This is a genomic window from Rhizobium sp. IBUN (genome assembly GCF_000510625.1).
Taxonomy (GTDB): Bacteria; Pseudomonadota; Alphaproteobacteria; order Rhizobiales; family Rhizobiaceae; genus Rhizobium; species Rhizobium altiplani.
The window spans coordinates 63932-80668 of record NZ_AZNV01000006.1; the positions used below are offsets into that span (position 1 = coordinate 63932).

The window sequence follows — 16737 nt, forward strand, 5'->3', positions numbered from 1 at the left end:
CCCGACCCGGCGGTTGGCCATGGTCGCTCACAGCTTGCCCTCCGCAGCCCATTTGCGCAGCAGCGCCTCGCCGACTTCAAAGTGCATGGAATCTTCGCGACTATAGCCGGCACCCCAGTACCAGCCGGCATCGTTGAAAAACTCCGCAAGGACAACAAGTCCGAACTGCGTGTTGTCATCGCCCATTCGGTCGAGGTTCTTCTTGAGTGTCAGGTCGACGGCCGCGCCCCAGGCGTGCGAGGAGACAGATTTCGTGGAGCCGCGCACATAACGCGCGCAAAGCGCACCGGCCGTTCCGATCGCGGCGTAGATGTCTGGCTCTTCCTTTCGCAGACGCTCCATGATCTGCCCCAAGGAATCGAGCGCAGGCCTGATCATCGTCAGGCGGAAATGCCCTATGTCTCGGCTTTCCAGGGTTCTCAGTAATTTTGGGTTGGTGACCGGCTGGCAGCTTGTGGAATAGACACTTCGTGGCTCGCCAAGGACCTCGCGTAACACTGCCGGGGTCGGGCGTATGACACGCTCGTTGAAGCGCTTCTTCGCCAATTGCATGGGCTCCGTCATATTTTCGGTTTCTTCCGGCGGCGCAATGCCACCGAACTGATCGATCGAAAACGACTGCGGGCTCACAGGTTCGCCGGGCGGCGGCGAAACCGCAGAGCTTTGCGGGACGGGTTCGGGACGAGGCGCCTCTGCCAGTTCCTTCACCTTTCCTTCTAGATCGGTTACCCTTCGCTTAAATGAGTTCAGTTCAGCGCGCAGATCCTGGATTTCCGCGTCCTGTTTGGCAAGCTGTTGCGTTGCCCGATCAATCCTTCCCTCATTCGGATCGAGCTCGGTATTTCGCAGCAAGTCTCCAACCAACGCGAACGCGACCGCCGCAAGAATGATGCTCATTCCAATGACGACGGCTGCAATCGGATCTAGTGGCCTCAAGGCGCTGCAGCTCCGTCAATCCGAACGACCACCACAGAGACGTTGTCCGGAGCGCCATTATGGAGAGCGGCGGCTATCAGTCGCTGGCAGGCGACGTCGGGGTTTGGCGCGCTCAACTGTGCGATGATCTCTGGCTCGGCAACACAGTCAGTCAATCCGTCGGAACAAAGAAGCAAATAATCCCCCGGCTTGAGAGGGACTTCGACAGAGTCGACATCGAGCCGTTCGGCGGCACCGATCGCGCGGGTAACAACGTGCGCTTGCGGATGCTGCCAGACAGCGTCAGGCGTCAAACGTCCATCATCGACAAGTTCCTGCACGACCGAATGATCGCGCGTGAGCTGCAACAAATCCCCTGCTCGCAAACGGTAGGCCCGGCTATCGCCCACCCACGCGATCGTCGCTGTTCCACCATCAATGAGTGCGACCACCACTGTTGCGCCCATCTGCGCAACATTGGCCGACGCCGCCCAACGACGGATGGCGGCATTGGCTGATTGCAGTGCAGCGACGAGATGAGCGCCGGAAATGGGTGCATGCGGAAGGAGCGCGAGCTGTTCGATGACCAGGTCTGCCGCGACATCTCCGTGGCCGTATCCGCCCATCCCGTCGGTTACCGCCCAAAGTGCGCCTGAGGGGTCAATGAGAATCGCGTCTTCGTTGTTTGTGCGCACATGCCCGGTATGGCTCAGTCCCGCTCCTTGCGGCCTGGACGGCCAGCGCGTCGAAGGATTGTCCCGAGAATCCGGGGTCATGATCGGATAACCCCATTGATCGATCCGTCGTGAGCGCAACTGCCGGATCGGTTGCAGCCACAATGATCCTATAGTATTTTCAAGGGGGGCGAAACCTTTTTGCCAAGGAGCCTGAGATGAAGCGCCTGATGACCACAAAGCTGACGGTGTTTCTCGCTCTGTTCTTCGTGACACAAGGTGGTTTGGGTGCACAGGAACTGAACGATTCCGCGCTCAAGGAACGATTCCAGCGACAGATCGACTTGTTCAAGGCGGCACGCCTCGGAGCGACGCGCGGCCTGGTTCTTACCAACGGCAACGCAGCGCCCAACGCCCAAGCCGTCCCGGTGACAATTGCAACGCCCGAGACTGAACCGGCCAAGACCGCTCCAGCTCCCCATGCAACCGTTGAGTCCCAAGGCACCCAGACTGCTCCAGCGGCCCCCAATACAGCTCAGCCATCTGCCCCGTTGCCGACGGCGACGTCGTCGGCAACGGCAGGGTCCGCGGCCGCGGCGACGACAGACCCACAGACATACTGGAAGCTCCCGCCTGATGACCAGATCAACGTCCGGGTGAATTTTGCATTTGACTCTGCGGCGATCGCTTCGGAGCAAAGACCAATGCTGAGGCAGCTTTGCGAAGTCGTAAAGGACATGGACATCAAACTCGTCCGTATCATCGGTCACACGGATTCTGTCGGAGGCGCGAGCTACAACCAGCATCTGTCGGTTCTGCGGGCGAAGGAAGTCGCGCGGTTTTTCACGGATGATTGCCATATCCCGCGCGAGCGGCTCGAAGCGGTTGGTGTCGGCGAGCAGTTTCTTCTCAACCAGGAAAACCCGAAGGCCGACGAAAACAGGCGCGTGGAATTCCAGGCGGTGAGCTAACGGCGCTCCCCGGCGACAGCCACGTCTTTGCCTATTCGAATGCGTAAGTGAAGCCTTCCGGGGATGTTCCGATCGTGGCCTTGGTAAGGCGTTTACCCTCGAGGGACCAGTTCAGAAGACCCTGGCTGAGGGTCGGCAGAAGTGTATTGGTCAGGATCGCGTCTATCATGCGCCCCCCCGATTCGACCTCGGTACACCGTGCCTTTATCAACTCCAGGACCCCGTCTCCGATGACCAGCTCGGCGTCATGGTTGGCGCGAAGCCGGCGCGCGATCTTCGCGAAATGATGTTGTGTTATCGCCTCAATCATTGAATCCGAGAGCGGATAATAGGGAACGACAATCACACGTCCGAGGAAGGCTGGCGGGAACACTTTCAACAGTGGTGAACGTAGTGCGCGTTCGAGCTCCTCGGGCGGCGGCCGCCTCTTGCCGCCGTCGGCAAGCTTCATGATAACATCCGAACCGACATTCGACGTCAGCAGGATGAGACTGTTCCTGAAGTCGATCCGCCGGCCCTCGCTGTCGTCCATCATTCCTTTGTCGAAAACCTGGAAGAAGATTTCGTGCACATCGGGATGCGCCTTCTCCACTTCATCGAGCAAAATGACGGAATAGGGCCGCCGGCGCACGGCCTCGGTCAGCACGCCCCCCTTGCCATAGCCGACATAGCCGGGAGGCGCGCCCTTAAGGGTCGAGACCGTATGGGCCTCCTGGAACTCCGACATGTTGATGGAGATCAGGTTCTGCTCGCCGCCATAGAGGGTTTCGGCGAGAGCCAGCGCCGTTTCTGTCTTGCCGACGCCCGACGGACCGCATAGCAGGAACACGCCCACCGGCTTTTCGGGAGAGGCCAGGCCCGCACGGCTGGTTTGCACACGCCGGGCGATCGATTCCATTGCGTCCTCCTGGCCGACGACACGCTCGCCCAGAACCGCGGCAAGCTTTAGCGCCTTTTCGGTCTGGCTGGTCAGCATCCGACCGACAGGAATGCCCGTCCAGTCCTTTACGACAGAGGCAACAGCGTTCTTGTCGACGGAAAGGAGGACCAGCGGTGCCTCGCCCTGGACCCCGGCAAGCTCCGCCGTCCGGGCCTTGAGCCGTTCAAGCTCGGCGCGTTGATCCGATGCATCGGCGGCCTTCCGCCCGGGCCGCTCTACGTCGGCGGCACCCGGCAATTCCCCGCCTGCCTCCGCGTCAGCAAGCGCGGCATCGAGCGCAACTCCTCTTCCTCGCAGGCTAGCTCGCAGACCAAGGATCTCGTCGACCATCGACTGTTCGCTTTCCCAGCGAGCCTTTGCAGCAAGCAACGCGGACTCTATTTCGGCGAGAGCGGCTTCAACTTTGGACTGGCGCTCGGCGACTTCAATGCCGATTGCCGCTTCACGCCCGATAATGCCCTGCTCGATCTCAAGGGACTGCTTGCGCCTCAGAAGGTCTTCAACCTCAGCCGGCGTCGCGTGCTGCGATACCGCCACCCGCGCGCAGGCCGTATCGAGCAGGCTGACTGCCTTGTCAGGAAGTTGGCGGGCGGGAATATAGCGATGTGACAGGCCAACGGCCGTCTCGATCGCTTCGTCCAGGATCTGCACCTGATGGTGTTTCTCCAATACACCGGCCACCCCACGCAGCATCAGGATGGCAGCTTCCTCATCAGGCTCTTCAATCTTGACAACCTGGAACCGGCGGGTCAACGCCGGGTCTTTTTCGATATGCTGCTTGTACTCTCCCCATGTCGTTGCGGCGATTGTGCGAAGCTCGCCACGCGCCAAGGCTGGCTTGAGAAGGTTCGCAGCATCTCCCGTTCCCGCTGCCCCGCCTGCCCCGATCAAAGTATGAGCTTCGTCGATGAAGAGGATGATCGGCGTCTCCGATGCCTGAACTTCGTCGATGACCATCTTTAGCCGCTTTTCGAACTCACCCTTGACGCTTGCCCCCGCCTGCATCAATCCGATGTCAAGCATGTGTAGCGCCACGCCCTTCAGCGGAGGCGGGACATCTTCTGCTGCAAGGCGAAGCGCAAAACCCTCGACCACAGCTGTCTTGCCTACGCCGGCTTCACCAGTCAGGATCGGGTTGTTTTGTCGCCGTCGCATGAGAATATCGACAATCTGGCGGACCTCGGGATCGCGGCCGACGACCGGGTCAATTTTCCCATCGCGCGCTCGACGGGTGAGGTCCGTCGCATACTTCGCCAATGCGGAGTCACCGCCTGCCGGGCGTTTTTTGCGGGGCTGTTCTTGGATCTCGGCCTTGCCGGCATTTTCAAGTGATCCGGCAAGCAGGTCATCCAGCCGTGGAAGTATCGAATCCGCCTCGATCCGATCGAATTCGGCGCTGATCTTCAACAGAAGGCCGTCAAGCACCGCAACCTTTCTGCATGCCAGGAGCACATAAGCCCCGCGGACTTCTTCGGATCCAAACTGCAGGCTTGCCAGGCTCCAGGCTTCCTGGATGGCATGAAATATGTGATCGGAAAATTCCTCGATAGAGGTCGCGCCATAAGGCAGCTTGTCTATTGCCCTTGCCATGTCGGCAGCAAGCCGGCCAAGATCGATGCCGGCATCGGCAAAGAGAAGCTGAAAATCCGCACGGTCCACCAGAGCCAGCTGTTCGACCCAGTGAACAAGTTCGACGTAGGGATTGCCGCGAAGCTTGGCCGCGTCCGCCGCCGCCTTGAACGCGCGCAGGCAAACGGGATTAAGTTTTCCGACCAGTTCCTTGCGCTTGAAGCTCTGCGAAGACATGTTCTGCTCCATGTCGATCGGCTCCTGCCCAGGTGATCTTAAAGAGGTCCCGAGCCTCGTCTTTGATCGCTGGTCACAGCGTGCCACATTAGAGTATTCTTGACAAATATTCAGGGCCACGTGTTCCTGGTGAACAGTCTCGCGTAATTTCCACTGGGTGCGCTGGGAGGCTCCAGATGATCGATCCGCTGCCTGGCGACATCTTTCGCAAAGCTCAGGTGCTTAACAACACCTACGAGATCGAGGGTATCCTCGGCCGCGGCGGCACAGGTGAGGTCTACAGGGCAAGCAACCGGATCACAGGCCGTGTGGTGGCGCTAAAGGCGCTGAAACGCGAGCTATCGGGAAACGCCGGGTATCTGGAGCTCATGAAGCGTGAGGAGGAGATGCGCAACATCTCCCACGATGCGGTTGTGCGCTACACCGACTGCAGCCAGACCGCAGACGGCCACGTCTATCTGGTGATGGATTACGTCGCCGGCACACCTCTCAGCGAGTGGCTCGAACGTGGCGGGGCGTCGCCTCGGGATCTGCTGGTCGTGGCCCACAGAGTGGCCGAAGGCCTTGTCGCGACGCACGAGCGCAAGATCGTTCATCGCGACCTTTCCCCTGACAATATCATCCTGCGCGACGGCAGGCCGGAGGAAGCCGTTATCATCGACTTCGGTATCGCGAAGGACAGCAAGACAGGGGCCCGTACAATTGTCGGCAAGGAATTTGCGGGCAAATACGAATATGCGGCGCCGGAACAGTTGCATGGGCAGGCGGAGCCACGCTCTGACCTTTATGCGCTCGGCGCTTCGCTGCTTGCCACCTTTCGAGGAAGGATTCCTGACGTGGGAACCAGTCCCGGCGAGGTTGTCCGTCACAAGGAACGGCGACTTGATACCTCGGGTGTTCCTGAACCGTTGAAGGCGCTGATCGACGATCTCACCAGGCCGGACCCTGCCCAACGCCCTCCGAGTGCTGCCGCAGTCGTCAAGGAAATCGGCAGATTGCTGCAGCCTGGTCTCGCCAAGGCACGGCGGGAGACCGGGCATCAAGCAAGGCCCAGGTGGCAGCCATGGCTGGCGATCCTGCCCCTGGTGGCGCTGGCGGCAATCGCCGGGTTTTGGTTTTTCGGGGTTTTTGAGCATTTGTCCCCGACTGCCCTTCCGATCGCAACCCCTTACAAACTCACGGCCGGGGTGGATGCCCAAAGCCGCCCCATGCTTGCGGGTTTTGCTCCGGATGCTGAGCAGCAACAGGCAATCCTGTCGACCTTCAACCGAACGGTCGGGCTTCCTCCGCCCAATGGCGCTCTGACGCTTGCCCAGGGTGCTCCATCTGAACGCTGGGCGCAGGACATTGACGCCTTGTTTAAAGCCGCCGCTCCACTCGTCGAGTGGAAGCTCGAAGTCGCTGATCGGACAGCTCGCCTCACCGGTCTGGCGGCGGACAAAGCTGCACGCGAAGATGCGGTCACCCGCTTTGACGCTGCGGCAAAGTCGACCGGTTACCAGAGTATCGTCCGGATCGCGGCCGGTCCGCGGGACCTGTCGCCGGACCAGTTGAAGCCTCTTCTCGCGCCACTTCAAACCTGCGGTCCGCTCCTCGTTCAACCTCCGGCGAGCGGCAGCTTTCCTCTCGGCTCGACGCTGGTCGTCCGTGGAAATGTCGCGTCCGGCGATGACGTCGAAGCTCTGAAAAAGACGCTCGCCCCTCGTGTCGGAGATCGCGAGCTACGCTTCGACGCCACAGTGCTCAACAGCCAACTGTGCGTTGTTCAAGAGCTGCTGCCAGATGCACCGCAAGGTCAAATGTCGATCGTTCTCGGCTACGGCGACAGGACCGAACCGAACATGGCAGGCGTCTATTCGGTCGGCGACAACCCGGTCATTGACGTAATTGCGCCGGCCTCGCTCGACAAGGGATACCTGTGGGTCGTCATCGCCGACGTCACCGGCAATCTTTTCAATGTTCTTCCGAACATAAAGAGGCCCGATCACGCCCTTGCCCAAATTGGGTCCGTGTCGGGTGGCGTGCGCACTATCCGTGTTGCCTACCCTGCCGCAGAGGGTGCAGCCGATCCTTCCAAGCTCTCCTTTTCCGTCGACGCCACGTTCGGCAGAAGTCTGATAATTGTCATGCAGACCGACCAGCCACTTTTCTCACAGCTTCGACCAACAACGGAGTCCACCAAGTCGTTTGCCGAAGATTTACGCGCTGCGATAGCTAATGGGCATGTGTCAATTCTCTCGATGAGCACCCGGCTGATCGACACCCGGAATTAATTAGAAGCCGGACATACACGGCATTAGTATAGACCGGGAAGTTGTGGTAAAAAGCAAATTGCAAGGGAATACTAGTCGGTTAACGGGGGTTCGGTTGTTCGACTCTGCTCTCTGGTTAAGTCCGCTGGACGGTGTGAACCCGTCAGGTGAAAGCTTGCGGAATGACGGACGGTTTCACGAGCTCGAGCGCCTCGTGCAACCGCAGATAGAAATTAGCCGTGACGAGCGCAATAACCCCGTTTCACGGACCGAGGTCCCGGTCGACTGGTCGACAGTCCTTCGAAAATCTGAAGAGTTGCGCCCCCATGGACGGGATCTGAGGCTCCTGGTGATCGTGACGCGCGCGCTTGCCAACGAACAGGGTCTTGCCGGGCTCGCTGACGGGCTGAACCTGATCACTGGAACCTTCGACATGCATTGGAAAACGATGCATCCGGAACTTCGCGAGGGCTTGCCACTCCGCGACGCCGCCCTACGTCGGATCAACGCTCTTCTACAGCTTCAGAACGACAAGGATGGCTTGCTCGGCGATCTTCGCAAGATGACCTTTTTTACGCCGCGGGGCGTCGGCCCTGTCACAGGGCGCGATCTGGATCGCGGGGCGATCGACACCCGAACCGTTCTCAGCGAGGCCGCACCCGGACTGAGCGAGGCCGAGAAGGCGTCGCTTGTAAGCGCCCATGACCAGTTGCTGAACCGTGTAAGGATCGGTTGCGCTGCCTTTGCAGAACAAACCCCCGACGAGGCGATTGCGCTTTTCGAGAGCGCAAAGGCTGCGGCGGCTGCAATGGAGGCGCTTGAAACATCGCTCAATCGGCAAATCGGGGAGGATGTACGTGTCACATTGCCGGATTTGAGCCGGTTCCTGCAGCGAGCGGTTTCCACGCTTGAACGAGTAAAGCCGAGCCCCAGGCAGGAAACCGCAAACGATGAAGGCCTCGACCGTGAGGGTGCGCCCGCAATAGCCACCGCCCCCGCCGCTCCGACTTACATCGGAGCACCGGCAGTCTTTCCGTCACGGCTTACATCGCGCGAGGATGTCACAAAGTGCATCGACCTGATCATCGCCTTTTACGACCGTACTGAACCGTCGAGCCCCATCCCTCATCTGGCGCGCAGGATCAAACGCATGGTGCCGATGGATTTTCTGGAACTCATGGAGGACCTGGCGCCCTCCGGTTTGAAGGAATTCCGGCTTCTGGCCGGGGTGCCGGAAAGCAAGAAACCTGTCCCTGGGACGAAAGGTGACCATCAATGAGCGAAACTAAGGCCAAGGTAATTGAAAGAAACCGGGCGCCTCGCGTCCAGATAGCTTACGAAGTCGAAACCTACGGCAGCCCGACAACCATTGAATTGCCGTTTGTAATGGGCGTGATGGCCGATCTCGCAGGCGCCTCCCAGACACCGGAGGCCAGCAAGTCCGTCCGGGACCGCGCCTTTGTCGAAACGGACGCAAACAGGTTTGGCCGCTTCATGGAAGCGCTCAGTCCACGTGTGAAAGCTCGCGTGAAGAACACCCTTCCCCAACCCGAGGGTGAAGAGCGCGATGAAGAGCTTGCAATCGACCTGACCTTTACCAGCATGGCTGATTTCGCGCCCGATCGTGTGGCCGAACAAGTCCCGCAGCTTGCAGAACTCTTGAGAATGCGCCGCCAACTCGAAGAATTGCTCGGCTTCATGGATGGACGCGTCGACGCTGAAAAACGCATCGCGCAACTTTTGAACAATGAGCCCCTGCTAGCAAAGATCGCCGACCAGGCGCTCGACGATAGCAGCAAGTCGGAGGTCTGAGCCATGGCCGAACAGGAAAAAGCCGCTACCGCTGGTGTCGCGGAAGCCGAGGGAGTCGACCTTCAGGAATTCAGCGGTCTTCTGGAGAAGGACTTCAAGGTCAAGAAGGATGACAGCGACAAGCTTCAAACCTTGGTCAGGAACCTGGCGCTTGCTGCCCGCGCCCGCGCGGAATCGACCGTCATCTCATCGAACGCGATCAAATCGATCAAGTCCTTGATTGGTGGCATCGACAAGCTGCTGACCGAGCAGACCAACGAAATTCTGCATGCGCCTGAAGTGCTCCAGATGGAAGGGACATGGCGCGGGCTGTGGTACCTCGTCAACAATACCGAGACGGATCAGAAGCTGAAGATCCGCGTCATGAACATTTCGAAGGAGCAGCTGGCTGATACGCTTGAGGATTACGAAGGTCAGATGTGGGATCAAAGTCCCATATTCAAAAAAGTCTACACCGACGAATACTCGATGCTTGGGGGTAATCCGTTCGGCTGCCTGATCGGCGCCTATGAATTCTCGAACCACCCGAAGGATGTCGGTCTGCTTCGCAACATGTCCGGCATCTGCGCCTCGGCGCACACACCGTTCATAGCAGCAGCCGCCCCTCGTCTCTTCCGCATGGAAAGCTGGCAGGAATTGCCGAACCCGCAAGACCTCCAACAGATCGTCTCGTCGCCGGCCTATGCCTCATGGCAGTCGCTGCGCGAGAGTGAGGATGCCCGTTACATAGGCCTGACGATGCCGCGCGTGCTTGCAAGGCTGCCTTATGGAGCAGAAACCGTTCCGGTGAAGGGCTTTGCATTTGAGGAAGAAGTCCAGGGCGATCATCATAAGTATGTCTGGATGAACGCGGCCTTTCCGATGGGCGTCAACATCAACCGCAGCCACAAGCTGTTCGGCTGGGGCACGCAGATCCGTGGTGTCGAGAACGGCGGGGCAGTGATCAATCTGCCTGTCCACAATTTCCCGACCGACGACGGCACGGTGGCGATGAAATGCCCGACCGAGGTCGCCATTGACGATCGGCGAGAGGCCGAGCTCGCCAAGCTGGGGCTGATGCCGATCCTCCATCGCAAGAACACCGATATTGCCGCCTTCATAGGCGCCCATTCACTGCAGGACGACGAAACGAGGGCCGGCCGGCTGGTCGACCCGGACGCTCAGGCCAACGAGAGATTGAGTGCAAACCTGCCTTACCTGTTCCCGGTTTCGCGGTTCGCCCATTACCTGAAGGCGATCGCCCGGGACAAGATCGGCTCGTTCAAGGAACGTGCCGACATGCAGATCTGGCTGACGGAGTGGATCAACCGCTACGTTCTCGCCAACCCTGTCTTTGCCGACGAAAAGGCCCGCGCAAAACGTCCCCTTGCTGCTGCCGAGGTCCAGGTTGACAGTGTTGAGGGCCGTCCCGGCTGGTACAATGCCCGGTTCTATCTGCGGCCCCACTACCAGTTGGAAGGTATCAACGCTTCGCTCCGGCTGGTTTCGGAGCTGCCGTCCATGAAGTCATGAGCAACAGATAGCTGATGGGAGGTTATTCATGAAAATTGACGGATTTCTCAAAGTACCTGATATCACCGGACCCAGCGTTCGCGATGGCCACGAGGAAGAAATCGAGGTCTACGGAGTGGAGTTTGAGATGGTGGCTCCCTTCGACCCCAATTCATTGTCGCGCAGAGGCCGCGTCAGCTTGGGAATGGTCAACTTCATCAAGCATTACGACAAGTCCTCGCCCTATCTGAAGAAGGCTCTCTTCGACAACACGCCTCTGGACGAGGTGAAGTTTTCGGCGCGCAGAACGATCGAAGGCGAAACGAGCGACTACCTGGTCATCACGCTGAAGGAAGCTTCGGTGACCAACTACCACATGAAGCCAAGTGCCGATGAGCCAGACGTGCTCGAAGAGCGGATCGGTTTCGCCTACAAGAACATCACGTTCAACTATGACGACAAGGACGAGGTCGAAATGGATGTCTATGTCGGCAAGTGACAGCTGGCAAAAAGGATTGGGACGGGAGGCAAGACCGCCCGGAGGTCACCCGCGGGCAACTCGCGAAGCCATCCAGCCCTCCCTGTGGGATCGCCTTGTGAACGACCTGCCGGGGCTCAGTTCGGAAATCCATCAACTCCGGCAGGCGATCCAGAACGAAATGGACGAGGAACGTCTCAACGCGCTGATTGCGGGAGGCCTCCATCAGATCGACGCTGCCACGGATATCAGTTCCGAGCAGAAGAAAAACATCCACCGTCTGCTCTCTCTGGAGCGACGGCAGGCGGAACTGGAAAGCCGTGGCGTCGTCGTCTCGATCAATGTGCTGCGCGAAGCAGTGCGACGCGACATAGAGGCGCTTTTCAATGCGCAACGCTTCGAATCCTCGCCACTCTTGACCGACTTCGAAGCCGATCAGGCAGGAGACGACCCTCCATCGCTCGAGGACTTCCCGGAGGTGCGCCGCAGCGTGATCAATTATGGCGTCCCGCCTTTTTCCGGCCGTTCCTCGCGTGACTTCGACCGCGATGAACTGGCCAAAGAGATCCGAAGCGTGCTCGCTGCATTTGAACCCCGACTCAAGGAGAGTGCGACGAAAGTCACCGTCAGTCTTGGCGACAGGGCAGCCGGTCTCAGGATCGACATCGACGCGCTGCTGCTTACCTCCCCCGCACCAGAGCGGCTGCTGCTGCGCACAATACTCAACCTCGATAACGGTTCGGCGCGGACTGAGCTGAAGGACACCTGACCATGGACCGGGTCTTCCTGGAGTATTACGAGGAAGAACTCACCCACATTCGGGCACTCGCCTCCGAGTTCGCGGGAATGCACCCCTCGATCGCGCGCAACCTCTCCCTGGACACGATCCCGTGTCCCGACCCCTTCGTCGAACGCCTTCTTGACGGTGTGGCCTATCTTGCTGCGCGCACTCGCCAGAAGGTCGATGCCGAGAGCTCGCGTTTCGCACGAAGCGTGCTCGAAAATTTCTATCCGGACCTGATCGCGCCTGCCCCCGCAACCGCCATGGCTTTGCTGAAGCCGGGCCAACAGGTCCAGACGATGCTCGCAGGGCACCTGGTAAAGCGAGGAACCCGACTGGTCTCGAGCGTCCGCCCTGGAGTACCCACCCGGTGCATTTATACGACGGCCCAGGACGTTACCCTTTGGCCGCTCGCGATAAGCTCGGTCTCCTATATTCAGGATCGAAGCGCGCTTGCAGCGGCCGGGATAGCCCCAATTGAAGGGGCAAGCGGTTCGGCGGCGCTGAGCGTCATCGTCAATCGAACCGGCAAAGGCAAGCTCAGCGAGTTGTCGCTCGACTGTCTGGATCTGCATTTTGGCGACAAGAGCAAGGCGCCCCTGCTTTTCGATACGCTCTTTGGCGCTTGCGCGGCCGTCGGAGCCCGCCCTGAAGGGCGCGATAACATTCTGAGCGCACTTCCGGATCCAGAGATGGTCGGGATTTGCGACGACGAAGCACTTATGCCGCGCACGCGCCAAACATTCGAAGGCTACAGGCTTTTGCGCGAATACTTCATGGCGCCGGAAAGATTTCACTATGTGCGCGTGAGAAGCCTGAAACCGGTCGTTCGGCGCTGCGGGAGCGGCTTGGAATTGGTCTTTCTGTTACGGCGTCCCGTTCCAGAGCTTGCGAATATCACGACAAGGGATTTCGAACTCTTCGTAACGCCAATCATCAATCTGTTCGAGCGCAGCTGCAACGTCATTGAACTCGATACACGCCGGACCCGGCAAGTACTTCACGCTGATCGCACGCGCCCACGAGACTTCGAAATCTATCGCACAATCGGCGTCGAAGACGCCGACGCCGAAGGCCCTGATGCCGAGATACCGGCACTCTTTAGCTTGGGCCAGAACCGTGGAAACGGCTGGGTCTATTTCGCCGAGCGCCGTCCGCGGCGACCGGGCGAGGACGAATTGCGCCAAGGACAAACTCGGACATCCTATACCGGCGACGATGTCTTCCTAACGCTTTCGCGCCCTGCCAAGTCAACAGCGGCCCGGCAACTGAAGCGGATTGAGGTTACGGCGCTTTGTACCAATCGCGATCTGCCTATCCTGGACGACACACCGTCCCTCTCGCTCGAAAGCGGCGACCCGGTCGAGACCGTTCAGCTCCTCGGGGCGCTGCGGCCGCCGTGGCCTTCGATTCCAGCGACGCTTCCGGCTGGAGCGGTGGAAGGCTCGAGGGCCGATGAACTCGCCTGGCGGCTCATCGCGCAACTTTCGCTGAACTTTCTCAGCCTGGCAGAAGAAGGTCGCGGCGTGGACCCGCTTCATGCGCTGCTTGAACTTTACGCGCACCGCGGGGATCCAAGCCTGAGCAGGCACGTTCGCGCGATCGCCCGCGTCGAGGCCCGGCCCGTGATCGAGCGCCTGGCAATTGCCGGGCCGATGTGCTTTGCGCGCGGCACTGAGGTTACGCTTCACATCGATCAATCTGTGCTTGCCGGGCACAGCACCTTGTTGCTTCCAGCGCTGCTGTCGAAGCTTTTTGCGCGCTATTCGGCAATCAACGCATTCGTGCGCACCCGCACGCGCATCATACAGAAACAGGAGGATGTGCTATGGCCGATAGCGCCGGGCAACCGCTTCCTGATCTGACGAAGGAAGCCACTCCATCCCTTGAGGCATTCGACTTCTTCGAGCTCCTGCGACACCTCGAAGACGACGGACAGCGCTTTGGCCAGGCCGGGCGACCGGACCGGGAGCCGGCCCGGCTCGGACAGCACGTGCGGCTTGGTTTTGCCGTGCAGGATGTCGCAAAGGTCGAGCCGGCCACGGAAAGCGCGCCGGCCCGTGTCACGGTGGCAAATATCGGCTTGCTGGGGCCAGAAGGCCCGATGCCCCTCCATCTGACGCGATGGGTGCTGGACCGACTTTCGCAGCGGTGGTTCGCAAGGGCGGACATGCGGGAGGTCTCCGATACAACATTCGTCGATTTCGTGAACATTCTTCAGCACCGCATGATCGCACTCTTTTATCGGGCCTGGGCCGACGCTCATCCGCCGGTTCAGGTCACACGCAACGACGGCGGCCGCATTCGCGCGATGTCGGCAGCCCTGGCGGGTCTCGGCTTGTGCGGAACGGGGCCTGGTGAGCCCTCGGAAATCGACGCCACCAAGATCTCCCACGCATCGGCCCTCGCCCATCAGGTGGATGGACCAGAGAGACTTACGCTGTTTCTCGCCGACCTAATGAAAGTGCCGGTTCGGCTTCGCGAATTTGTCGGCTCCTGGACGTCAATACCGCCAGAGCTTCAGTCACGGATTGGCGGCGGGCATGGGCAACTCGGACGAAGCGCCACGATTGGACCGAGGTCGTTCCAGCGACAGCAGAGGATAGAGCTCTCGATCGGCCCGCTGACGTTTGCCGACTATGTCGCTTTTCTGCCGGGCGGTGAACGGCGCGAAACCTTGCAATCCGCTGTCCGCGATCTGGTGGGAGACGGGCTCGACGTCGATGTAAGGCTGGTGCTCAAGAGGGACGACGTTCCCGCGGCCAGGATCGGAGCCATGCGGATCGGACACATCGCATGGCTTGCTCGACCGAACGACCGCGGTGACGCGGATGACTTGTGCATGCGCACCATCATTGGCTGGCGGCCAAAAATGCCGGAGGCCGCGGCATGAGCCTGATCCTCACCCTTGAACACTCACCCCGACCGCAGGCTGTTCGCCAGATGCGGCTTGTTGATGGCGAGCTCGTCATCGGCCGCAGCGCAGACGCTGGCTGGCGGATCGACGACCCCGACATGTATATCTCACGCGCTCATTGCACCATCGGTTTCGTTCGCGGCCGGTATGTGGTGACTGACACCTCCAGCGGTGGGCTTTTCATTGACGGCTCGCGCACGCCGCTTGGACTGGGGAATTCCGCCCCGCTGCATGACGGAGCGCGCCTGCAACTTGGAAATTACGTCGTCCGGGTTGAGTTCCAGGCGACACCGTCGGAGCGAGCTTCCGAACAGACGGATCCTCAGCCACAGGGTGGGCTCGAGCGGGACGACTTCTTCGCCGAGCGCAAGGAGCCGACAGTTCCTACCCCGCGGCCGGTTGGACTACCGGACCCGTTCGAACAACCAGCCCCGGGTGCGTTTGTCGCGTCGGACAGGGGCGCGACAGCAAAGAGGGCCCCGATATTCGACGATCCCTTCAGCCTCGATCCTCTGCCCGCGTCAGACCAGGGCAAACCCGCCTGGGATTTTTCCTTGCCAAGCACGCCACCGCAGCCCGTCTCCGAGCCCCCGCCCGAACCTCGTTTTTCCCCTGTACCGCAGGCGACGCTGACGACGAAAGAGACCGGACAATCCGAAACCGTCTTGCGCGAAGCCTTTCTGCGCGGACTGGGGCTTGGCGCTGAAGAGTTTGCCACATCCGATCCGGTTGCCCAGATGGAGAATTTCGGTCGCGAATACCGGCTGATGCTGGAAGGACTGATGCACCTCTTGCGCAAACGAGCCGAAGAAAAGGGCGAAGCAAGAATCGCCCAGACTGTGGTTGGCGCATCCGAGGTCAATCCTCTCAAATTCCTTCCCACGGTGGATGATGTAATCGCAACCTTCCTGGCTCAGCGCAACGCGGGCTTTCTTTCTCCGCAGGCCGCCATCGGCAATTCCATCCGCGATCTCGCCCACCACCATGTGCGAACGTGGCGTGGCGTCCAAGCAGCGCTTGCCAGGATGATAGATCGCTTCGACCCGGCGGCGCTCGAAAGCGAACTGAAGTCGCACTCAGCGTTGGATGCCCTGTTTGCCGGTGGACGGCGGGCGAAACTCTGGGAGCTCTATGAGAACCGCTATCGCGAAATCGCCAAGAGCGCGTCGACGCGCTTCCTCGGCGAAATCGGGAGCGACTTTCGGGATGGCTATGAAGAGAGGGAGGACAATTGATGCTTAACCGACGCGGTTTTCTCATTGTGACCGGCGCGACAGGCCTGCTTTCCGCTTGCATGGGCGGTCCACCCAAATCCTCGACCGTAATCGTCAGGGCGACGGGACAGGCCGGAATGAATGCTGCCGCCGGTGGCGGGGAGCGTCCCGTAACCCTCCTCGTTCTCCGGCTGAAGGATGTCGGGAAATTCAACTCGGCTGACATTTTTGCCCTTCAGTCAGATCCGTCCGGTGCGCTCGGCGCAGACCTCGTCGGATCCGAGCAATTGACGGTCGCTCCCGGTGCAACCGCCTCAAAGACGGTGGCGTTCCCGCCGGAGGCCACTTTCCTCGGGATTGTCGCGCTGTTCCGGGAACCCGGCAGCCGTACGTGGCGAAGGAGTGTTCCGATCAGGCCGGAATCGACGGTGACGGCGAATGTCGTACTCAGCCGCGGCGGTATGACGCTCGCGCTCGCCTGAATGG

At 60.1% G+C, this 16737-nt stretch carries 14 protein-coding genes; 11 read left to right on the forward strand and 3 right to left on the reverse strand.

Annotation, left to right across the window (positions count from 1 at the left end; translation table 11 throughout):
* Nucleotides 1–27: 27 nt before the first annotated feature.
* On the reverse strand, nt 28–936 hold the full coding sequence (locus tag RHIBUN_RS0108120) for a M15 family metallopeptidase (RefSeq protein WP_025659178.1): 909 nt from the start codon (nt 934–936) through the stop codon (nt 28–30).
* Nucleotides 933–1691 carry a protein phosphatase 2C domain-containing protein gene (locus tag RHIBUN_RS0108125; RefSeq protein ID WP_025659179.1) on the reverse strand — a complete coding sequence of 253 codons (759 nt, stop codon included), beginning with the start codon at nt 1689–1691 and terminating at the stop codon, nt 933–935. The genes RHIBUN_RS0108120 and RHIBUN_RS0108125 overlap by 4 nt, the downstream gene beginning before the upstream one ends.
* 116 nt (nt 1692–1807) lie before the next feature.
* Between RHIBUN_RS0108125 and RHIBUN_RS0108130 the strand changes: the two genes are divergently transcribed.
* Complete coding sequence (locus tag RHIBUN_RS0108130) at nt 1808–2560, forward strand: OmpA family protein (protein WP_025659180.1); 753 nt, start codon at nt 1808–1810, stop codon at nt 2558–2560.
* Between the two features lie 31 nt (nt 2561–2591).
* Here RHIBUN_RS0108130 and tssH read toward each other — a convergent pair whose 3' ends face one another.
* Nucleotides 2592–5318 (reverse strand): type VI secretion system ATPase TssH, encoded by a 2727-nt coding sequence (gene tssH / locus RHIBUN_RS0108135; RefSeq protein ID WP_025659181.1) that lies wholly within the window; start codon nt 5316–5318, stop codon nt 2592–2594.
* A gap of 164 nt (nt 5319–5482) precedes the next feature.
* On the opposite strand from tssH, the gene RHIBUN_RS0108140 reads away from it, so the two are divergent.
* From RHIBUN_RS0108140 to tssJ, 10 genes are all read left to right on the forward strand, one after another.
* On the forward strand, nt 5483–7579 hold the full coding sequence (locus RHIBUN_RS0108140) for a serine/threonine-protein kinase (protein ID WP_025659182.1): 2097 nt from the start codon (nt 5483–5485) through the stop codon (nt 7577–7579).
* A 94-nt stretch (nt 7580–7673) separates the two neighbouring features.
* A complete protein-coding gene (locus tag RHIBUN_RS0108145) occupies nt 7674–8837 on the forward strand; it encodes a type VI secretion system ImpA family N-terminal domain-containing protein (protein ID WP_025659183.1) in 1164 nt (387 codons plus the stop codon).
* Entirely contained in the window at nt 8834–9370 is a 537-nt protein-coding gene (tssB, locus tag RHIBUN_RS0108150; RefSeq protein WP_018856378.1) for a type VI secretion system contractile sheath small subunit, read from the forward strand. The genes RHIBUN_RS0108145 and tssB overlap by 4 nt, the downstream gene beginning before the upstream one ends.
* A gap of 3 nt (nt 9371–9373) precedes the next feature.
* On the forward strand, nt 9374–10882 hold the full coding sequence (gene tssC, locus RHIBUN_RS0108155; RefSeq protein ID WP_018856377.1) for a type VI secretion system contractile sheath large subunit: 1509 nt from the start codon (nt 9374–9376) through the stop codon (nt 10880–10882).
* 28 nt (nt 10883–10910) lie between these two features.
* A complete protein-coding gene (gene tssD / locus RHIBUN_RS0108160; protein ID WP_025659184.1) occupies nt 10911–11360 on the forward strand; it encodes a type VI secretion system tube protein TssD in 450 nt (149 codons plus the stop codon).
* Nucleotides 11347–12108, forward strand: a complete 762-nt coding sequence (gene tssE, locus RHIBUN_RS0108165) for a type VI secretion system baseplate subunit TssE (protein ID WP_025659185.1) — start codon at nt 11347–11349, stop codon at nt 12106–12108. Before tssD ends, tssE begins: the two co-directional genes overlap by 14 nt.
* A gap of 2 nt (nt 12109–12110) precedes the next feature.
* Nucleotides 12111–13985 (forward strand): type VI secretion system baseplate subunit TssF, encoded by a 1875-nt coding sequence (gene tssF / locus RHIBUN_RS0108170; protein WP_025659186.1) that lies wholly within the window; start codon nt 12111–12113, stop codon nt 13983–13985.
* Nucleotides 13949–15013: a type VI secretion system baseplate subunit TssG gene (tssG, locus tag RHIBUN_RS0108175; RefSeq protein ID WP_025659293.1), complete on the forward strand. Its 1065-nt coding sequence runs from the start codon at nt 13949–13951 to the stop codon at nt 15011–15013. Before tssF ends, tssG begins: the two co-directional genes overlap by 37 nt.
* A complete protein-coding gene (tagH, locus tag RHIBUN_RS0108180) occupies nt 15010–16272 on the forward strand; it encodes a type VI secretion system-associated FHA domain protein TagH (protein WP_025659187.1) in 1263 nt (420 codons plus the stop codon). Before tssG ends, tagH begins: the two co-directional genes overlap by 4 nt.
* Nucleotides 16272–16733 (forward strand): type VI secretion system lipoprotein TssJ, encoded by a 462-nt coding sequence (tssJ, locus tag RHIBUN_RS0108185; RefSeq protein ID WP_025659188.1) that lies wholly within the window; start codon nt 16272–16274, stop codon nt 16731–16733. The genes tagH and tssJ overlap by 1 nt, the downstream gene beginning before the upstream one ends.
* Nucleotides 16734–16737 lie beyond the last annotated feature (4 nt).